Source organism: Alteromonas sp. H02 (assembly GCF_059682525.1).
The window spans coordinates 1,872,083-1,889,791 of sequence record NZ_CM185021.1 but is presented as its reverse complement, the minus strand read 5'-3'; the positions used below and the strand labels follow the sequence as shown (position 1 = coordinate 1,889,791).

16 protein-coding genes are annotated in these 17,709 nt (G+C 48.8%); 7 read left to right on the top strand and 9 right to left on the bottom strand.

Going from position 1 to position 17,709, the window contains the following annotated elements; all coding sequences use genetic code 11:
• Positions 1 to 8 precede the first annotated feature (8 nt).
• The 3 genes from AC566Q_RS08650 to AC566Q_RS08640 are packed head-to-tail and all read left to right on the top strand — an operon-like array spanning position 9 to position 3,240.
• On the top strand, positions 9 to 1,292 hold the full coding sequence (locus AC566Q_RS08650; RefSeq protein ID WP_499615816.1) for a YeaH/YhbH family protein: 1,284 nt from the start codon (positions 9 to 11) through the stop codon (positions 1,290 to 1,292).
• Positions 1,292 to 2,803 (top strand): SpoVR family protein, encoded by a 1,512-nt coding sequence (locus AC566Q_RS08645; RefSeq protein WP_499615813.1) that lies wholly within the window; start codon positions 1,292 to 1,294, stop codon positions 2,801 to 2,803. The genes AC566Q_RS08650 and AC566Q_RS08645 overlap by 1 nt, the downstream gene beginning before the upstream one ends.
• Positions 2,804 to 2,856: 53 nt before the next feature.
• Positions 2,857 to 3,240, top strand: coding sequence for a GFA family protein (locus AC566Q_RS08640; protein WP_499615810.1), 384 nt, complete (start codon positions 2,857 to 2,859; stop codon positions 3,238 to 3,240).
• 30 nt (positions 3,241 to 3,270) lie between these two features.
• Here the strand turns inward: AC566Q_RS08640 and AC566Q_RS08635 are convergent, their stop codons facing one another.
• The 4 genes from AC566Q_RS08635 to prmB all read right to left on the bottom strand — a co-directional run bounded on the left by AC566Q_RS08635 (position 3,271) and on the right by prmB (position 7,376).
• Positions 3,271 to 3,987, bottom strand: coding sequence for a transposase (locus tag AC566Q_RS08635; protein WP_499615807.1), 717 nt, complete (start codon positions 3,985 to 3,987; stop codon positions 3,271 to 3,273).
• 126 nt (positions 3,988 to 4,113) lie between these two features.
• Positions 4,114 to 5,310: an MFS transporter gene (locus AC566Q_RS08630; protein ID WP_499615804.1), complete on the bottom strand. Its 1,197-nt coding sequence runs from the start codon at positions 5,308 to 5,310 to the stop codon at positions 4,114 to 4,116.
• Positions 5,311 to 5,334: 24 nt separating this feature from the next.
• Entirely contained in the window at positions 5,335 to 6,435 is a 1,101-nt protein-coding gene (gene aroC / locus AC566Q_RS08625; RefSeq protein WP_499615802.1) for a chorismate synthase, read from the bottom strand.
• Positions 6,436 to 6,440: 5 nt separating this feature from the next.
• A complete protein-coding gene (prmB, locus tag AC566Q_RS08620) occupies positions 6,441 to 7,376 on the bottom strand; it encodes a 50S ribosomal protein L3 N(5)-glutamine methyltransferase (RefSeq protein ID WP_499615799.1) in 936 nt (311 codons plus the stop codon).
• Positions 7,377 to 7,490: 114 nt separating this feature from the next.
• Between prmB and smrB the strand changes: the two genes are divergently transcribed.
• Positions 7,491 to 8,066 (top strand): endonuclease SmrB, encoded by a 576-nt coding sequence (gene smrB / locus AC566Q_RS08615; protein ID WP_499615796.1) that lies wholly within the window; start codon positions 7,491 to 7,493, stop codon positions 8,064 to 8,066.
• Positions 8,067 to 8,094: 28 nt separating this feature from the next.
• On the opposite strand, the gene AC566Q_RS08610 is transcribed toward smrB, so the two are convergent.
• From AC566Q_RS08610 to AC566Q_RS08595, 4 genes are all read right to left on the bottom strand, one after another.
• A complete protein-coding gene (locus AC566Q_RS08610; protein ID WP_489807898.1) occupies positions 8,095 to 8,220 on the bottom strand; it encodes a DUF3149 domain-containing protein in 126 nt (41 codons plus the stop codon).
• Positions 8,221 to 8,532: 312 nt separating this feature from the next.
• Entirely contained in the window at positions 8,533 to 9,171 is a 639-nt protein-coding gene (locus AC566Q_RS08605; RefSeq protein WP_499615792.1) for a transglycosylase SLT domain-containing protein, read from the bottom strand.
• A 65-nt stretch (positions 9,172 to 9,236) separates the two neighbouring features.
• Positions 9,237 to 10,844: a glutamate--cysteine ligase gene (gene gshA, locus AC566Q_RS08600; RefSeq protein ID WP_499615789.1), complete on the bottom strand. Its 1,608-nt coding sequence runs from the start codon at positions 10,842 to 10,844 to the stop codon at positions 9,237 to 9,239.
• A gap of 145 nt (positions 10,845 to 10,989) precedes the next feature.
• Complete coding sequence (locus AC566Q_RS08595; protein WP_499615786.1) at positions 10,990 to 13,818, bottom strand: M16 family metallopeptidase; 2,829 nt, start codon at positions 13,816 to 13,818, stop codon at positions 10,990 to 10,992.
• Positions 13,819 to 13,972: 154 nt separating this feature from the next.
• On the opposite strand from AC566Q_RS08595, the gene AC566Q_RS08590 reads away from it, so the two are divergent.
• Genes AC566Q_RS08590 through AC566Q_RS08580 form a run of 3 tightly spaced genes read left to right on the top strand, consistent with a single transcriptional unit; the run spans position 13,973 to position 16,132 of the window.
• Complete coding sequence (locus AC566Q_RS08590; protein ID WP_499615783.1) at positions 13,973 to 14,542, top strand: Hpt domain-containing protein; 570 nt, start codon at positions 13,973 to 13,975, stop codon at positions 14,540 to 14,542.
• Positions 14,542 to 15,237, top strand: a complete 696-nt coding sequence (locus AC566Q_RS08585) for a TIGR01621 family pseudouridine synthase (RefSeq protein ID WP_499615780.1) — start codon at positions 14,542 to 14,544, stop codon at positions 15,235 to 15,237. Before AC566Q_RS08590 ends, AC566Q_RS08585 begins: the two co-directional genes overlap by 1 nt.
• 1 nt (position 15,238) lies before the next feature.
• On the top strand, positions 15,239 to 16,132 hold the full coding sequence (locus AC566Q_RS08580; RefSeq protein ID WP_499615777.1) for a ketopantoate reductase family protein: 894 nt from the start codon (positions 15,239 to 15,241) through the stop codon (positions 16,130 to 16,132).
• 3 nt (positions 16,133 to 16,135) lie between these two features.
• On the opposite strand, the gene lysS is transcribed toward AC566Q_RS08580, so the two are convergent.
• Positions 16,136 to 17,689 (bottom strand): lysine--tRNA ligase, encoded by a 1,554-nt coding sequence (lysS, locus tag AC566Q_RS08575; RefSeq protein WP_499615771.1) that lies wholly within the window; start codon positions 17,687 to 17,689, stop codon positions 16,136 to 16,138.
• Positions 17,690 to 17,709: the final 20 nt, after the last annotated feature.

The following is a 17,709-nucleotide window of genomic DNA, read 5'->3' as shown; positions in this document are numbered from 1 at the left end:
GGGGTTGTATGGCACATTTCATAGACCGCAGGTTAAATAGCAAAGGGAAAAGCACCCTTAACCGTCAGCGGTTTTTAAAACGATATAAGCAACAAATCAAACGCGCTGTGTCAGATGCCGTCGGTCAACGTTCGGTGACCGACGTCGAATCTGGCGAACATATCAGCATACCCAAACAGGACATCTCCGAACCATTATTTCACACCGGGAAAGGTGGCAAACGCACCGTTGTTCACCCGGGCAACGATCAGTTTACCGCCGGTGACCGCATCGACCGTCCGCCGCCTCAGGGCGGCCAGGGCTCAGGTCAGGGCGATGCCGGTAATAGTGGCGAAGGTGAAGATGACTTTACCTTCTCCATATCCAAAGACGAATACCTCGACTTACTGTTTGAAGATTTGGCCCTGCCCAACCTGAAAAACAGCCAGTTCGATCAGGTAGTGCAATACGAGACTTACCGGGCGGGTTATCAAACCGACGGGGTGCCTACCAACCTGGACATCGTGCGCTCGCTTAAAGGCTCGATGGCAAGACGGGTAGCCCTGACTGCGGCAGACCGACGCAAGTTGCGCGAAGCCGAAGAGGAGCTTGAGAAGCTTAAAGCCGATAAGCACGATAACACCGTGGCTATTATTGAACTGGAAAAAACCATTGGCGCGTTAAAAGCTAAAATTGCTGGTGTTCCGTTTATTGACACCTTTGATTTACGCTTTAAAAACTACGCCAAAAAGCCCGTGCCCACCAGCAAGGCAGTGATGTTTTGCCTGATGGATGTCTCCGGCTCGATGGATCAGGCCACCAAAGACATGGCCAAGCGCTTTTATATCCTGCTCTATTTGTTTTTAAGCCGGACCTATAAAAACGTCGAGGTGGTATACATTCGCCATCATACTCAGGCCAAAGAGGTCGATGAGCAGGAGTTTTTCTACTCACAGGAAACCGGCGGTACCATTGTATCCAGCGCGCTTAAACTGATGGACGAAATTATTGCCGAACGCTATCAGGAAAGCGACTGGAACATCTATGCGGCGCAGGCCTCCGACGGTGATAACTGGGCCGACGACTCGCCTCAGTGCCGCGAACTTCTGATGAAAAAACTGCTGCCGGTAACGCGCTATTTCGCTTACATCGAAATTACCGAACGCCAGCACCAGAGCCTGTGGCGGGAATACCAAAGCGTGGAGGAAGCCTGCAGTAACTTTGTTTGCAAACATATCATCTCGGTCAGCGATATCTATCCTGTATTCCGTGAACTGTTTGAAAAAACCAGTGAAACCAGCGGAGGAAGCTAATGACGGCTGAAGTAGCAGAAGTAAAGAAAACACTCAGCGACGGGCCCGACTGGACCTTCGACATGCTGGCCCAGTACGAAAATGAAATAGACCGGATTGCCAAAGACTACAAACTCGACATCTATCCAAACCAAATTGAGGTGATCACCGCCGAGCAAATGATGGATGCCTATGCCAGCATTGGTATGCCAATCAATTATACCCACTGGTCATTTGGCAAAAAATTCATTCAGAACGAGCAGCAATACCGCCGCGGCCAGATGGGCCTGGCCTACGAAATAGTGATTAACTCCAATCCGTGTATTGCTTACCTGATGGAAGAAAATACCATTACCATGCAGGCACTGGTAATGGCTCATGCCTGTTACGGGCACAATTCCTTTTTTAAAGGCAATTACCTGTTTCAAACCTGGACCGATGCCAGTTCAATTATCGATTATCTGGTGTTTGCCAAAAATTACATTGCCAAATGCGAACAAAAATACGGTTACGAGGAAGTCGAGCAAACTCTGGACTCCTGCCACGCGCTGATGAATTTTGGTGTAGACCGTTACAAACGCCCGCAGAAGTTATCGCTTCAGGAGGAAAAGAGCCGCCAGAAACAACGGGCAAAATATTTGCAGTCGCAGGTGAATGAACTTTGGCGCACCCTCCCCGACAGCAAAGAAAAAAATCAGCCCAAAGCAATGCGCTTCCCGGCGGAACCTCAGGAAAACCTGCTTTATTTCATAGAAAAAAATGCCCCTTTACTGGAGCCCTGGCAACGTGAAATTGTGCGCATAGTGCGCAAGGTGTCCCAGTACTTTTATCCGCAAAAACAAACCCAGGTAATGAACGAGGGCTGGGCGTGTTTCTGGCATTACCATATTTTAAACAAGCTTTATGATGAGGGGCTGGTGACCGACCGGTTTATGTTGGAATTCCTGCACAGTCATACCAGTGTGGTCACCCAGCCCGACTACAACAGTCCGTATTACAGCGGTATCAACCCTTATGCGCTGGGCTTCAATATGTTTATGGATATCAAACGAATTTGCCAGGCGCCTACCGAGGAAGACCGCTACTGGTTTCCGGACATTGTTGGTAAGGACTGGTTGGAAACCGTGCATTTTGCTATGCATAATTTTAAGGATGAAAGCTTTATCAGCCAGTTTTTGTCACCCAAGTTGATGCGCGACTTTAAACTGTTTGCGGTGGAAGATGATGCTGATAAACCCTATGTGAGCGTATCGGCTATTCACGACGAGCGCGGTTACCGGGCCATCCGGGAAAAGCTCTCCGCCCAGTATAACCTGAGTAACCTAGAACCTAACATTCAGGTATATAACGTGGATGTACGTGGCGATCGCTCTTTAACATTAAGGTATGTACCGCAAAACGGTATTCCACTGGCCGACAGTAAAGACGAAGTCATGCGCCACCTGCACAGGTTGTGGAAATTCGACGTTAAACTCGAACAGATACAGGATGATGGCGAGCCTGCTGTGATAGCCCGCTGTATCCGTCAGTAAGTGCTTTTACAGTCATTATCAGCCAAGGGAATGAAGATAATTAGGATTGAAAAATGGTAGAACATGCCGGGAGTTGTCACTGTGGCGCGATAAAGTTTGCCGTAAGCGCCCCGACGGATCTGAAAGTCAATGAGTGCAACTGTTCAATATGCAGTAAGTCCGGGTATCTGCATCTCATTGTTCCGGCGGACCATTTTGTACTTTTGCAAGGCGAGCAGTGCTTAACCACTTATACCTTTAATACTCATACCGCCAGGCATTTATTCTGTAAAATCTGTGGGATTAAACCGTTTTATATCCCTCGCTCCCACCCGGATGGCTACAGCGTGAATGTCAGATGCCTGGATGAAGCGAGCGTCAACAGCATTGAGATAAGGCAGACCAATGGTAAAGAGTGGGAGAAGCAATACCCAACGGGACGTGACGATTATGAATAGCGTTTAAGGCCGCGCACTGAGATCAAGGGGTCAGATTCTTTGAAACCATTCCTTAAACTCTTCAGAGCGTCTATCCCCTCCGTGTTCAAGATATCCGACAAAGCGCTCAAGTTGTTCGGATATCTGCTTTACAAATTTATCATCGCCCAGCACCCTGGACTTATTTATTGATAATCTTATCTTGTTCACTATCTCATTTGATAACGAGTTGTCGAGAAGACGGTTATAAGCCAGTTTTCGACTCGCGGAGTCATTGCCGAGGGATAAATAGAGAGGGTGAGGCTCTAGCATGGCAATATTTTTATTGCCTCCGTTTGCATGATAGCTACTCCATACGTAGTCTTTTGGGTGATCTACCATTTTTGCTCTGACCGGATTTAATTCAATATATTGGTAAACCTGTAGTAGGTACTCGTCAGAATTCACCAAACTTGATTTAAACCTACCTTCCCAAAGCGTGCCAGTTCGATTGTAAGTGGTGTTGATATAGCGAACATAATAGCGCCCTAAACTCTGCATAACATAACTAATGCCCTCATAGTCTGATGCTTGCAAAAGTAAATGAACATAGTTTGTCATTAAGACAAAACAATGTATCCGCACATTAAATTTGTATGCACACTCTTTAAGCTTTTTAAGGTAAACCGCATAATCTGCAGCCTGAAAAAAACACGCTTGTCTATTGTTTCCTCGCTGAACAACGTGTACAGGCATATTGGGAACCAATACCCTCGGACGACGAGCCAATTTTAATTCTCCCTGAAAACAAACTGGCTTAAATCTTATGTGAAAATCTACCAAATTATACTGGTCAACAGGTCTGTTCTTTATTTGCGGTAAACTAAAGGCTTACCTCACTATGAGAAAGTATTTTCAAAGAACCTGACCCCTTGATCGCTCCCGTCGCTTATCCATCTGCTGCGGTGTAACAAGCAATAATACCAATCCACCTGCGGCGGCACAGGCGCCAGCTGCGGAGAACGTCAGCATGGAGCCGGCGCCTTGCTGCCACAACAACCCTGCGACATAATTGCCGATGGCACCTCCCAGTCCAAAGGCCAGACTGATATAAGCGGCCTGTATACGGCCATGGATCTGGGTTGGAAAATAATGATGGATAAAATGCATCGACGTAGAGTGATTCAACCCAAAGCTTAAAGCATGGATAAACTGACTGAAAAAAACCAGCCAGAACATGTCTGCCAGGGTGCCCAGAACCAGCCAGCGAAGGCCAGTGGCGAGCAAACAGAACACCATTAAACGCCACACACCAAAACGGGATATCAACCGCTGGGCCACCAGGAAAATGCCAACCTCTACCGTTACTCCCAATGCGATCAGCAAACCGGTTTGCATGCCGGAATACCCCAAATCCCGCATATACAGTGCAAAAAAACCGTAGTACGCGCCAAAACTTAATTGTAGTAAGGCATTGGACAGCAGAAACAACAGTGCCACTTTATCCCGCAAAAAAGGCATGATCCGCACCGCAACAGCGGCTTTCGGTTTAAGGTTTTGCGGCTGGGTAAGCGTAAGGCTGCTGATAAACAGACCGATTAACACCAGCATCGATGCATAAATTGGCGCGTCAGTAGAAAAAAAGTCGAGTGCCTGTCCAACCAAAACGGTCAGTACAATAAAGCCAATACTGCCCCACAAACGAATACGACCGTAACGTTTAGAGTCGCCTTCGATAGTTTGCAGGGTGAGTACTTCGAGCTGCGGCAACACCGCTGTCCAGAACATCATCATCAGGCCCATGACGAGCGTTAAATACCAGAACGAGTAAGCCCAGAACACACCAATAAAACTCAGTACGGTTAAACCGCTGCCGAGTCTTAGAATAAACAGGATTTTACCGGTACGATCGGCAACGCCTGCCCACAGCGAAGGGCCGATAATGCGTGCCAGGGTAATCACCGCAAACAACTCGCCAATCTCTACCGACGTGAAACCGCGCCCATCAAGGAAGATGCCAAGATAAGGGGTAATTACCCCTAACTGACCAAAGTACAGAGCATAGGTAAGGCTGAGCGCTATAATAGCAAAGCGGCTGGAAGACGCCGCCATTACTTGAATATCAGGTTCAGCATCTTATTTGGCTGAACCCGAAATAATCGGCGTAGTGCAATGAACCGCCGCATTTTGTGCGCGATGACGCAGGCAATGGTCCATTAACACCAGCGCCAACATGGCTTCGGCGATAGGTACTGCACGAATACCTACGCAAGGATCGTGACGCCCCTTGGTAACGATATCAATGGCATTACCCTTGGTATCAATGGTTTCGCCGGGTACTGAGATACTGGAGGTGGGCTTAAGTGCCATGTGTACTACCAGATCCTGCCCCGTTGAAATGCCGCCTAACACACCGCCTGAGTGATTAGACGCAAAGCCGTCGGGTGTTAGTGTGTCACGATGTTCACTGCCCTTTTGGGTCACTACATCAAAACCATCACCCACTTCCACGCCTTTAACCGCATTAATGCCCATCATGGCACCGGCAATATCAGCATCGAGACGGTCAAATACCGGCTCACCGAGGCCTACCGGCATATTAGTGGCAACCACAGACACTTTCGCGCCGATTGAATCGCCGGACTTTTTCAGGTCGCGCATGTATTCATCCAGCGCTTCCAGCTTCGACGCATCCGGACAGAAAAACGGGTTTTCGTTAATAATGCTGTAGTCAACCGTATCGATAGCAACCGGCCCTAACTGCGACAGAAAACCATGAATTTTAACCCCATGAACCTGCTCGAGGTATTTTTTAGCAATACCGCCTGCAGCAACACGAATGGCCGTTTCACGCGCCGAGGAGCGACCGCCGCCGCGATAATCGCGCAACCCGTACTTTTGCTGGTAGGTATAATCGGCATGACCAGGACGGAAGCGGTTGGCGATATTAGAATAATCCTGACTGCGCTGATCTTTATTCTTAATCAGCAGGCCTATACTGGTACCGGTGGTTTTGCCTTCAAACACGCCAGATAAAATTTGCACTTCGTCGTCTTCGCGACGGGCTGTGGTATAGCGTGATGTACCTGGTTTACGACGGTCTAAATCTACCTGTAAATCTTCTTCGGTCAGTTCCAGTCCCGGAGGACAACCATCTACCACACCGCCCAGAGCAATGCCGTGACTCTCACCAAAGGTGGATACCGTAAATATTTTACCGAAAGTATTACCCGCCATCTCTTTTATTTATCCTGTTGGTTGTAACTGTCTAATGCTGCTTTGGTTACAGCGAATATACCATGGCCACCCTGTGCCAGTTCGACCCACTCAATATCCAGTCCCGGGAACCTTGCTGCCATATGCACCAGGCTGTTGCCGACTTCAACAAACATGACGCCCTGCTCGGTAAGATAATCCGCGGCCCGGGCAATCATGGTCTCCACTAAATCGAGGCCATCCTCGCCAGCAGCCAGCGCCAGTTCGGGTTCGTGCTGAAATTCCACCGGCAAGTCGGCCATATCCTCAGCATCCACATAAGGGGGATTCGATACGATTAAGTCGTATTTTTGTCCTTCGAGCTGACTGAACAAATCAGAGTACAAAGGGAAAACCCGTTCACTCAGTCCGTGTTCTCCTATATTCAGTTCTGCCACGGCCAGAGCATCGGCACTGATGTCCACCGCATCAACCTGGGCCTCATCGAACGCGTAAGCCAATGCAATGGCTATACAACCGCCGCCGGTACACATATCCAGAATTCGGGTTGGAGTGTTGCTAAGATATGGCACAAATTTGCCCTGGATCAGTTCGGCAAACGGCGAGCGTGGGATCAGTACCCGCTCATCCACATAAAACGGCAGTTCGCAGAACCAGGCTTCATGCGTGATGTAAGGCAGAGGTAAACGGGTTTGCACTCGTTGCAGTACCAACTCGGCGACCTTACTGCGCTCACTTTTGGTCAGCCTCGCTGCAAACACTCCGTCACCGGTTTGAGAGGTTAATGTGTGAGGTAAATGCAGTGCATAAAACACCAGGCTCACCGCCTCATCCCAGGCATTGTCGGTACCATGACCGTAAAACAGTTCTGCATCATTAAACCGACTGACCGCCCAGCGCACCATGTCTAAAATGGAGTGCAGATCAGCAATGGCTTCGTCGAGGTAAAACTTGTCGGTCATACGGGCTACAATGTCCTGAATTTATAAAGCTGGTATGATACATAATGTTGTCCGCTTCGGACATGCTTAATTTAATGCAAAATCATCCGTAATGAAGATTAGGAAACCTGGCCTGTGAAATTTAAGTCGCAATTTCCCCCTGTCCCAGCTCAACAGGACACCGAAGACAGTGATGATATGGCGTTATTTCGACAAGAAATTAAAGGCGTAGCGCCTCTAAAGCAGGATACTTATGTGCCGGAGACGACCCGTCCGGAAGTGAAAATTCGTCGCCGGCAAAAAATTCACCGGCAGGCCAGAGCCAGCTTTGAGTTTTCTGACGCCTTTGAAGGCTTTATTCCGCCAGAAGGCGCACTCCGCTACTGCCGACAGGATGTGCCGGGCTATGAGCTTAAACAGTTGCGCCGGGGCGATTACAGCCCGGATTACATTCTTGATTTACACGGCCTGACCAAAGCACAAGCTAAACATGAATTAGCCGCTTTACTGCACACAGCCTGGCAGGAGCATGTTGACTGTGTGTGTATCGTTCACGGCGTAGGTTCAGGCGTTCTCAAACAGGCGTTGCCCCATTACCTTATTCAACATCCCAGAGTGATGGCCTTCCATCAGGCACCACTGGAATACGGTGGGCAGGGTGCCTTGCTGGTACTGCTGGAAGTCGAGTCACCGTTTAACAAAAAACGCTAATCACATTCAGGCTTCAGCCATTTGCGGTTTACTTATGGTCATCACCGCTGTTGTGGATAAACAAGTAAGTGTAATACACCATCATTGCGCATACGATAAAAATGCCAAGTAATGAGCCCCATACAACCGGATCTTTTAATAACATTGACCACATAACAATCACCTTTTTATTTGCTGTTTCTATGGTGATAGTGTGCGCCTGAGAGGCAGAAAAAACGCTGATCCAAATCAATATCAAAATAGCCATCTGGCGCAAAGCATGACCTGGATCAAAAGAATGCGGCTAACCTAATATACAGGGTTTTCAAAACTTTTATTGATAATAGTTATCATTTAGATTAAAGTAAATATGCCTGTTGGGTTTCCGGAAATTTTACGGTCTTGGACGGAATCCCACTTCTGGCAGGCGGGCACTTTGCCCGCCTGCTTTTTTTCCAGCCGGGGGCTTCGTGCCGCCATTAAGACGTTAATCAAATAACTTGAAAAACCAGCTTTTCTGGAGATCTTCTTCGCAGGTTTTTAATTGCGTAGCATAGCGCAGTGAACGGCCTTTAACGCGCTGCGAGACTTGTACCAACCACCCCTTCCTGAGATAGGTCTTGCGCCGGTAGCCTCCCCACCCTTCATGATAATTAAGGTATTGCGCGTAGGCATCCCATTTTGAGACACCATTCACTTTATGGGTTTTACTGATAAACCAGCCCATGAAATCTATCGCATCTTCAAAATCATCGCGGTCAGCGCCAGAATTCCCGGTTTCGCGAATGTAGTCGCTCCAGGTGGGCGTTTTGGCCTGAGAATAGCCGTAAGCCGAACTCACCCTGCCCCAGGGAATGAGTCCGAAGAGAATGTAATCGCGGGGCGGCAGCGCATCGTGACGAAAAGAACTTTCCTGGTACATCATGGCCATGGGTACGTGGATGGGTACGCCCCATTTATCACGCATGTCGGCCGCCGCGTCGTACCAGTCTTCCTTTTCGTAAAAGATCTCACAAAGATTGCTGGTATCTTTTGGTGGCGTGGTGGCACAACCTGTGATCACCATTGGTAAGAAAATCACCCAGCCGGAAAAAAAGATACAAATTTGTTTGAACTTTTTGTACATATGCTGTCCAAATTAATGTTCCGAAAGTGTGTTTCCCTGGAACAAATTCTTATGCCTGACCCGTGTCAGGCATTTTTTTTGGCTGGCTCCCGGGCAAAGTAATCGGTGATAAACTCGCTGAAAGACAGATTATCACTGGCTTCAATCTCACGCTGAGCGGCAAAAGAGCGCTCGGCTTCAGCAACAAAATCTTCTGCCGATTTAAAGTGGTAGTTAAAATCACCAATTTGCCGACGATAGGTTTCGGCCAATTCACGACCCACTACCGCGTTGTCACCCTCTGCCAGTAATTTATTCAGCCAGCGCCCTGAGAAGGTTAAGTCTGGATCTTGCACTTTTAACCATTCACGTTTAACCGCTTCGCTGTAACGATTGTCATCATAGTTTTCGTCCATGATGGCTGCTACTTCGGCATACCGGGCAAATAAGGCTTCAGCCCAGTCACGCATGGCAACTTCCTGCTCATTTTGCAGCAAGGTTAAGCCTGGCTTGCGCCCTTCAAGCACTACCCGGTTAAGATTAACCTCGGTTTCTTTGTAGCGTTCAGCATCAAACTTAGGGCTCTCGGTGAGCAGGCATGCCATCAGGAATACATCCAGGAAATGCATTTGCTCTTTATCGATGCCAACCGGACTAAACGGATTCACATCCAGCGCCCGGATCTCAATGTAACTTACGCCTCGCAGTGCCAGCGCGTCAGTGGGCTTTTCACCGGATGCGGTGGGCTGTTTGGGCCGGATTGGCGAGTAAAACTCGTTTTCAATTTGCAGTACATTTTTACTGAGCTGTTGATAATCACCGCCCTCGCCGGCGGCAAAACCTGCGTAATTCTTTGATGGCGAATACATCGCTTCCCGCAACAAGCGCACGTAGGTATCGATTGAGTTGTAACAAATACGCAGAGAAGACTGCTCATTGCTGGTGTAACCCAACCCGCTCATGCGTAATGACGTAGCATAAGGTAAATATAACGTGCCGCGCCCCAGCTGTTTAAAGTCCAGACCGTGTTCACGCCCTTCAACAAAAGACTTACACAACGCCGGAGAAGCGCCAAATAAATACGGAATTAACCAACAACTGCGGCGGTAATTTCTGATCAGAGCAAAATATTGTTCAGACACCCATTCCTGGGAAGCTTGCACGCCTTTCTGGGTGGCCAGGTGCTGCCAGAATGTATCGGGTACAGAAAAGTTAAAGTGCACCCCGGAAATCACCTGCATCATGCTACCGTAGCGGTTACGTAACCCCGTCCGATAGGCTTTTTTCATTTTGCCAACATTAGACTCGCCAAAGTAAGCGATAGGGATATCCTGCGCATTTTCAATAAAGCAAGGCATGCTCAGCGGCCACAAGCGCTCATCACCAATATTATCGATGGTGAATTTGTGCACGTCCTCTAACTGCGCCAGCGTGGTATTAACGTCAGACTCAGGCGGAGTAATAAATTCAAGCAGCGATTCAGAGTAATCGGTAGTGATACTCTCATGAGTAAGAGCTGCTCCAAGCGCCTTTGGATGCGGCGTCATTGCCAGCATGCCGGTTGGATTTATCCGCAAGCACTCGCGTTCAACCCCGCGTTTAATGGCACTGAGTGCAGAAAACGCTGAAGATGATTTAAGGGCCTCAAAATCGTAAGAAAGGTCGTGAGTCAGTTGGCGCAATGTCGATTCCATAATGTCGGTTGCGACTTACATTGGTTGCAAGACGGTTAGCTGTGGGCCGTATAATATCAAATATTTATATCGACCCAAGCATAATTCACAGCACAAAGTGGTTAATTTATGGCGCTCCTGCCCCGGTTTACCCCCAAAATCACTGTTATTGCAGGCCTGCAGGACGCACTTCTTTAATCGCAATACCAAGGGTTTCAAGCTGGGGCAGGATCACATTTTTGTCTCCTACAACAACAATTTGCAATAACTCCGGATGCAAAGCCTTAGCGGCTACGGCATCAATTTCAGCTTTGCTGATGTTCAGCAATATAGCTTTTTGTGCTTTTTTATAATTAACCGGTAGGTCGTAGGCCAGCAGGCGGCGTAAGAAAGAGGCCTTATCCAGCGGCGTTTCGTATTCTAATGCTTCACTCAGGGTAAAGGCATTTTGCATGTAACTAAGCTCAGCATCCGTGATACCGCGCTGCTGATAATGATTGATTTCACCCAGCAGTTCCATGATACCAGCCGCGGTGAACTCTTGTTTCAGATCGGCACCGGCCTCGAACCACCCCAGGGTTTTACCGCCATTAAACGCTGAGAAGGCGCCGTAGGTGTAGCCTTTATCTTCGCGCAGGTTAAGGTTAATCCGGCTGTTAAAATCATCCCCGAGCGGAAAGTTCATCAGCTGGGCACGAAAATAATCGCCGGTAGCGTCATAGGGCATCGCCCGCTCAACCATTCTTACCAGACTCTGCGCAGCACCGGGCACGTCCACCAGCACAATTTGCTGACCGTCGTACTCAGGAAAGTCACCGTAATCGGCAATCTGATAGTCATCTCCCTGCCAGGTATTGATAAAGTCAAAATAGGTGGTGATTTGGCCAGGAGTCATATCTCCCACCACCACGATGGTGCCTTTTGCCGGCACATAATATTGCTCGTAAAACGTTTTAATATCGTCCAAAGTGATCCGGGAGACGCTTTCTGCGGTGCCGCCGGGCGGCAACCCAACACGGTTCTCACCACCCCACAACACAGCAGTTTTTACCTGTTCCATGATGGCGCCCGGCTCTTTGCTCTGAGCGTTGATGTTATCGAGCAACTGCTGTTTGATACGGGCGAAATCCTCGGCTTTAAATGCCGGGTTAAACAGCTTCTCTTCCAGTAGCGCCAGCGTCTCATTTAAGTGCTCTGTCAGACTCGAGATAAAGACCTGAGTGTAGCGGCCGTTGCTGGCAAAACTGATAGAGGAGCCCATTTTTGCCAGCGCGTTAGACATATCCTCATTGGAATAATTTAACGTTGATTCGTTCATCATCAGCGCCGTAAATGTCGATAAGCCGGCTTTATTCACCGGATCCAGTAACATCCCGCCATCCAGATCCAACGTAATGGTTACCGTGGGCGTTTCATCGTTTGTGACCCCAAGCACCTGAATACCATTACGCAATTTGAGCTGCCAGAAACTAGGAATAGTCACTACCGGCGGTTCACCGGCTGCAGGTATCTTGCTCCGGTCAAAATCAGACGATGGTGTTTCGTTGGTATTCAACTGCTGTTCGGCTTTATTTGCCACCACCTGGCGCTCGGGCTGACTGACCGTGGCAGGCTTAACCGCTAAAGCGGGCTGACCGTCAGGTACCACACTCAGAACAACCGCCGCCCGGCCTTTAATATAACGATCGAAAACCCGGTACACGTCTTCCTTAGTGACTTCGCTATAACGCTTAACATCCTCATTCATTAAATCAGGCTTGCCAAAAAAAGTTTCGTTATAAGCCAGGGTTGACACCTTGCCGCTAACACTCTGTAACCCATAAATGGTCGACGCTTTAATATTCGCCTTAACTCTGGCCAGCGCATCGTCGTCGAAAGGGCGGCTTTCAAAATCTGCCAGTATGGTTTCCATTTCGCTATAAATCATGGCCAGTGAATGTTCTGATTCCGGCGACACCAGGGCCACCAGATTGAATTCGCAGGCGAGTTCACTACAGGGATGAGAAACACCGGCCTGAACCACCTTGCCAGTTTTTACCAGCTGTTCGTAGAATACCGATGTCTTGCCACTGCCCAGAATACTGGCCAGCACGTCGAGCGCGGCTTCGTCCTCGTGCCGTGCATACACGGTGGGAAAGACTATTTGCACCAGCGGCAGATGCACGTTGTCCTGCATGGTGATGAATTTGTTTTCGCTAAGCGATGCGGGCGCTGGCGACTGAGCTTTAACGTCCGGGCCGGCCGGCAACTCACCAAAATACTTTTCAATCCAAGCTTTAGTCTGGGCGACATTAATATCACCACCGATAGATAACACCGCATTGTTGGGCCCGTACCAGCGTTTAAAAAACGCTTTAAGGTCATCAACATCAACCCGGTCGAGATCTTCAGTGTAGCCAATCGTCAACCACGAATACGGATGTCCGTCGGGATACAGCACCTCGCCAATTCGCTCGTGGCGGCGGGCATACGGCTGGTTATCAATACGCTCGGCCCGTTCGTTTTTAACGGTTTCGCGCTGGATCTCAAACTTTTCCTGGGTCACAGCCGGTAATAAAAACCCCATCCGGTCTGATTCCAGCCAGAGTACTTTCTCTAACTGATTAGCTGGCACGGTCTGATAATAATTGGTTCTGTCACGGTTGGTAGAACCATTAAGCGTGCCACCGGCATCGGTAATCAGCTTAAAATGCTGTTCATCGGCCACATTGGCAGAGCCCTGAAACATCATGTGCTCGTAAAAGTGAGCAAAGCCGGTTTTACCAGGTTCTTCTCTGGCCGATCCCACGTGGTAGGTTACATCCACATGCACCAGCGGATCAGAGTGGTCTTCGTGTAGAATAACGGTAAGTCCGTTTTTTAATTGGTATTTCTCATAAGCAATAGCAACAGGTTGTGCTACACTTTTTGTATTGGCCGGTGAGAGATCGGATGTCTGAGAGCAACCATATAATAAATGGGCAATCAAACCCAACAGGATAAATCTGAACAACATTAAACATTCCGGAATTTAGTGGATGGCGCATCCATCTGCGAAGGTACGTTAAGTTTACGTGACAAGTTTAACAATAATTACACGTAAATGTTTACTGTTAAAGCCTCGTCGGCATTTTTTCGTATTTACAGATATATCGAGATTACAGGAACTTATGCAAGAACAGCCAATGGTAATAGATTTTGACTTCGGATTACGGCAGCTAAATGGCAACCGTAGCCTGTTATATCGCCTGTTGCGCAAGTTTGCGGCTGAGTATCAGTCTTTGGATACCTGTTTGCAAACCATGCTCGCCCAACAGGAGATAACAGAAGCTGAGAACCTGGTACACACCTTAAAAGGCGTGTCGGGCAATCTTGGCTGCACGGCAGTCTATCAATCAAGCCGCCTGGTCAATGAAGAACTCAAACTGGGCAAGCCCGAACAGTCCTCATTGAAAGAATTAATCCACCGCCTGGCTGAAACCATCCGGGTAATTGAGGAACTGCCAGACGATTCTGAGCTGACCGCAAGCGCTAAAGCGGCCCCATCAGACGAAAAGCAGCAAACCTATCAGGCGCTGAGTCAGGCACTACAACATCACGAATACATCAACGACGAAAAACTCAACAACTGGCTGACAAAGCTCGATCTCAATAGCAGTCATCAGCAGGAATTAGTCGATGCAGTGTCATCGCTGGAATATGACAAAGCGCTGGCTATCCTAGAAGATGCTAATGCCTGATGACTGAAGCCATTTTCAGTCATCCCGATTTCTTCATCATTAACAAATCTGCCGGAATTACCATGCATGATGCCCAACACGGCATCGTGCGACAGGTTTGTGAAGCATTGGGAGAAACAGACTTACACCTGGTTCATCGGCTCGACGATGGCACCTCCGGCTGTTTAATTCTGGCGCGCAACCCTCAGGCTGCGGCACGCTTTGAAGTCTTGTTTCGTACCCGACAGGTACAGAAATATTATCTGGCGCTGGTAGAGAAGAAACCCAAAAAGAAACAGGGCACCATAACCGGCGATATGAAAAACCGCCGTAACGGTCAACATATTCTGTTAAAGTCGCAGCATAACCCTGCTGTGAGCCAGTTTTTTAGTTATGGCTTTACCGATGCGCCCCGTCTGATGCTGGTAAAACCCTTAAGTGGCAAAACCCATCAGATACGCGTGGCCATGAAAAGCCTGGGCAGCCCTATTGTTGGCGATACCCTATACAGCGCTGCGCCCGCAGACAGATTGTATCTGCATGCCTGGGGCCTTGAATTTGACTATGAAAGTGAGCCGGTGAGTGTATTTTGCACGCCGTCTGATGGCGAACATTTTGCACACAGCAGTATCGCGGGCTGGCTTGCTCAGGCGCCCCATCCCAATACGCTAAACTGGCCCAAATCTTTTGGTAACAAACGGGATGAGGCCGACTGATATGACCATGACGGTGAATATTCTCGGCAGCGGTGCTATTGGCGGGCTTTGTGCAGTGGGTGCACAGTTATCCGCGACACCTTATCGATTATGGTCAAGGCCTGGCAGCACCACGCTTAACCATGTGGAGTTGTTGAACGGGGAATCGGTAAGCCTCGAACCGCTAGACTGTGCAGACAAGGCACTCACCGCTAGCGATTTATTGATAGTCCCGCTTAAGGTAACGCAACTTAAAGAAGCGTTAAAAACCTGGCGGCATAAACTATTGCCAGATACGCCGGTTGTATTGCTGCATAACGGTATGGGCGGGATGGAACTGGCAGCCAAATATCTGCCGGATAACCCGGTATTTCTGGCCACCACCAGCCATGGCGCACTCAAAACATCGGCAACCCGTATCAGGCATACCGGCAAAGGGGAAACCATGTTGGGTAGCTCGCCCTGCCACACTACCTCAACGCTGCTGAATACCCATATTGCCGAAATGATGAATCGCTGTATCGGCCCGGTGACCTGGCGTGATGATATCGAAACCGCACTCTGGCAAAAACTCGCGGTTAACTGCGCCATCAACCCGTTAACCGCGCTTAACAATATGCCCAACGGCGGCCTGCTGGCAGTGCAATACGCAGAAACCATTACCGCCGTGTGTGAAGAAGTGTGTGCCGTTGCCAGAGCTTGCAAGATAGAGCTTGAGGTAAATACCATCACCGAACTGGTATTTAACGTGATCGAACGTACCGCAGAGAACTTTTCCAGCATGCATCAGGATGTGATTTACAAACGCACCACCGAGATAGAGGGCATCAACGGCTACATTGTTAAACAGGCAAAGAAAAAGGGTATTGATGTGCCCATCAATACCCTTTTATGCAAAGCTATAAAAGCGCTTTAGCGCTTATTCAGCGTCCTGAGCCTGCACTTCCGGTTTCATATGCGGGAACAGGATAACGTCTTTAATCGTCGGGCTGTCAGTAAACAGCATGGTCAGACGGTCGATACCGATCCCCTCACCTGCCGTTGGTGGTAAACCAAACTCCAGTGCACGGATGTAGTCTTCGTCGTAATGCATGGCTTCATCGTCGCCGGCGTCTTTTTCTTCCACCTGCTTGCGGAAACGCTCAGCCTGATCTTCCGGATCATTGAGTTCGCTGAAACCATTGGCCAGTTCGCGGCCGCCCACGAAAAACTCAAAACGGTCGGTAATAAACGGATTGGCATCGTTACGACGGGCCAGCGGGGAAACTTCCCACGGGTATTCAGTAATAAACGTGGGCTGTTCGAGTTTTTCTTCGGCAGTCGCTTCAAAAATTTCGCACAGATATTTACCGGCACCCCAGATCCCATCGACTTCGGGCTCTTTAATGTGCAGCTGTTTCGCCATGGCTTTCAGCTCATCGAGGTGTGCTTCCGGGTCACGGATAGCGGCTTCATTTGCTTCTGGCCAGTATTTCAGGATGGCTTCACCCATACTCAGGCGGTCGAAAGGTTTACCAAAGTCGTAGTGTTTTTCTTCTACTACGTTGCCTTCCGTATCACGCACGGTATTCACCAGTTCGGTGGTACCCAGGATATCTTCAGCCAGCGTACGCAGCATGTCTTCGGTCAGGTTCATCAGATCGTTGTAATCTGCGTAGGCCTGATAGAATTCCAGCATGGTAAATTCCGGGTTGTGACGGGTAGATAGCCCTTCGTTACGGAAGTTACGGTTAATCTCGAACACACGTTCGAAGCCACCTACAACCAGACGCTTAAGGTACAGTTCTGGTGCAATACGTAAATACATATCGATATCCAGCGAGTTGTGATGAGTCACAAACGGCTTCGCTGTCGCCCCGCCAGGGATAACCTGCAACATGGGCGTTTCTACTTCAATGTAGTTACGAGTGGTGAGGAAATTGCGGATACCGTTAACAATTTTGCTGCGCACCACAAAGGTTTCGCGGGTCTTTTCACTGGTGATAAGGTCCACGTAACGCTGACGATACTTGGTTTCCTGATCGGTTAAACCATGGAATTTTTCAGGTAACGGGCGCAGTGATTTGGTCAGCAGTTCGTAGCTGGCCATATTTACATATAAATCACCCTTACCGGATTTGTGCAATGCACCGGCCACGCCAATGATGTCACCAATATCCAGTGAACCATAGCGGGCTTTAATGTCTTTTTGCGTGGCTTTATCAGCATAAGCCTGAATGCGGCCGGTCATATCCTGTAACAACAGGAACGGGCCACGTTTGGCCATTACACGGCCTGCGATACTTACCCGGTTGTCCTGGGTTTCGAGAGTTTCTTTATCCAGCTCACCGAACTGACCTTGCAGTTCCTCGGCATAATTTTCGCGACGGAAGCCATTCGGAAAACCGTTAGCGCGACAGTTTTCGCGGATAGCGCTTAATTTGGCGCGGCGCTCGGCAATCAGTTTATTTTCGTCGAGTTGTTGTTCGCTCATAGTCTGTTCACTTAAAGTTG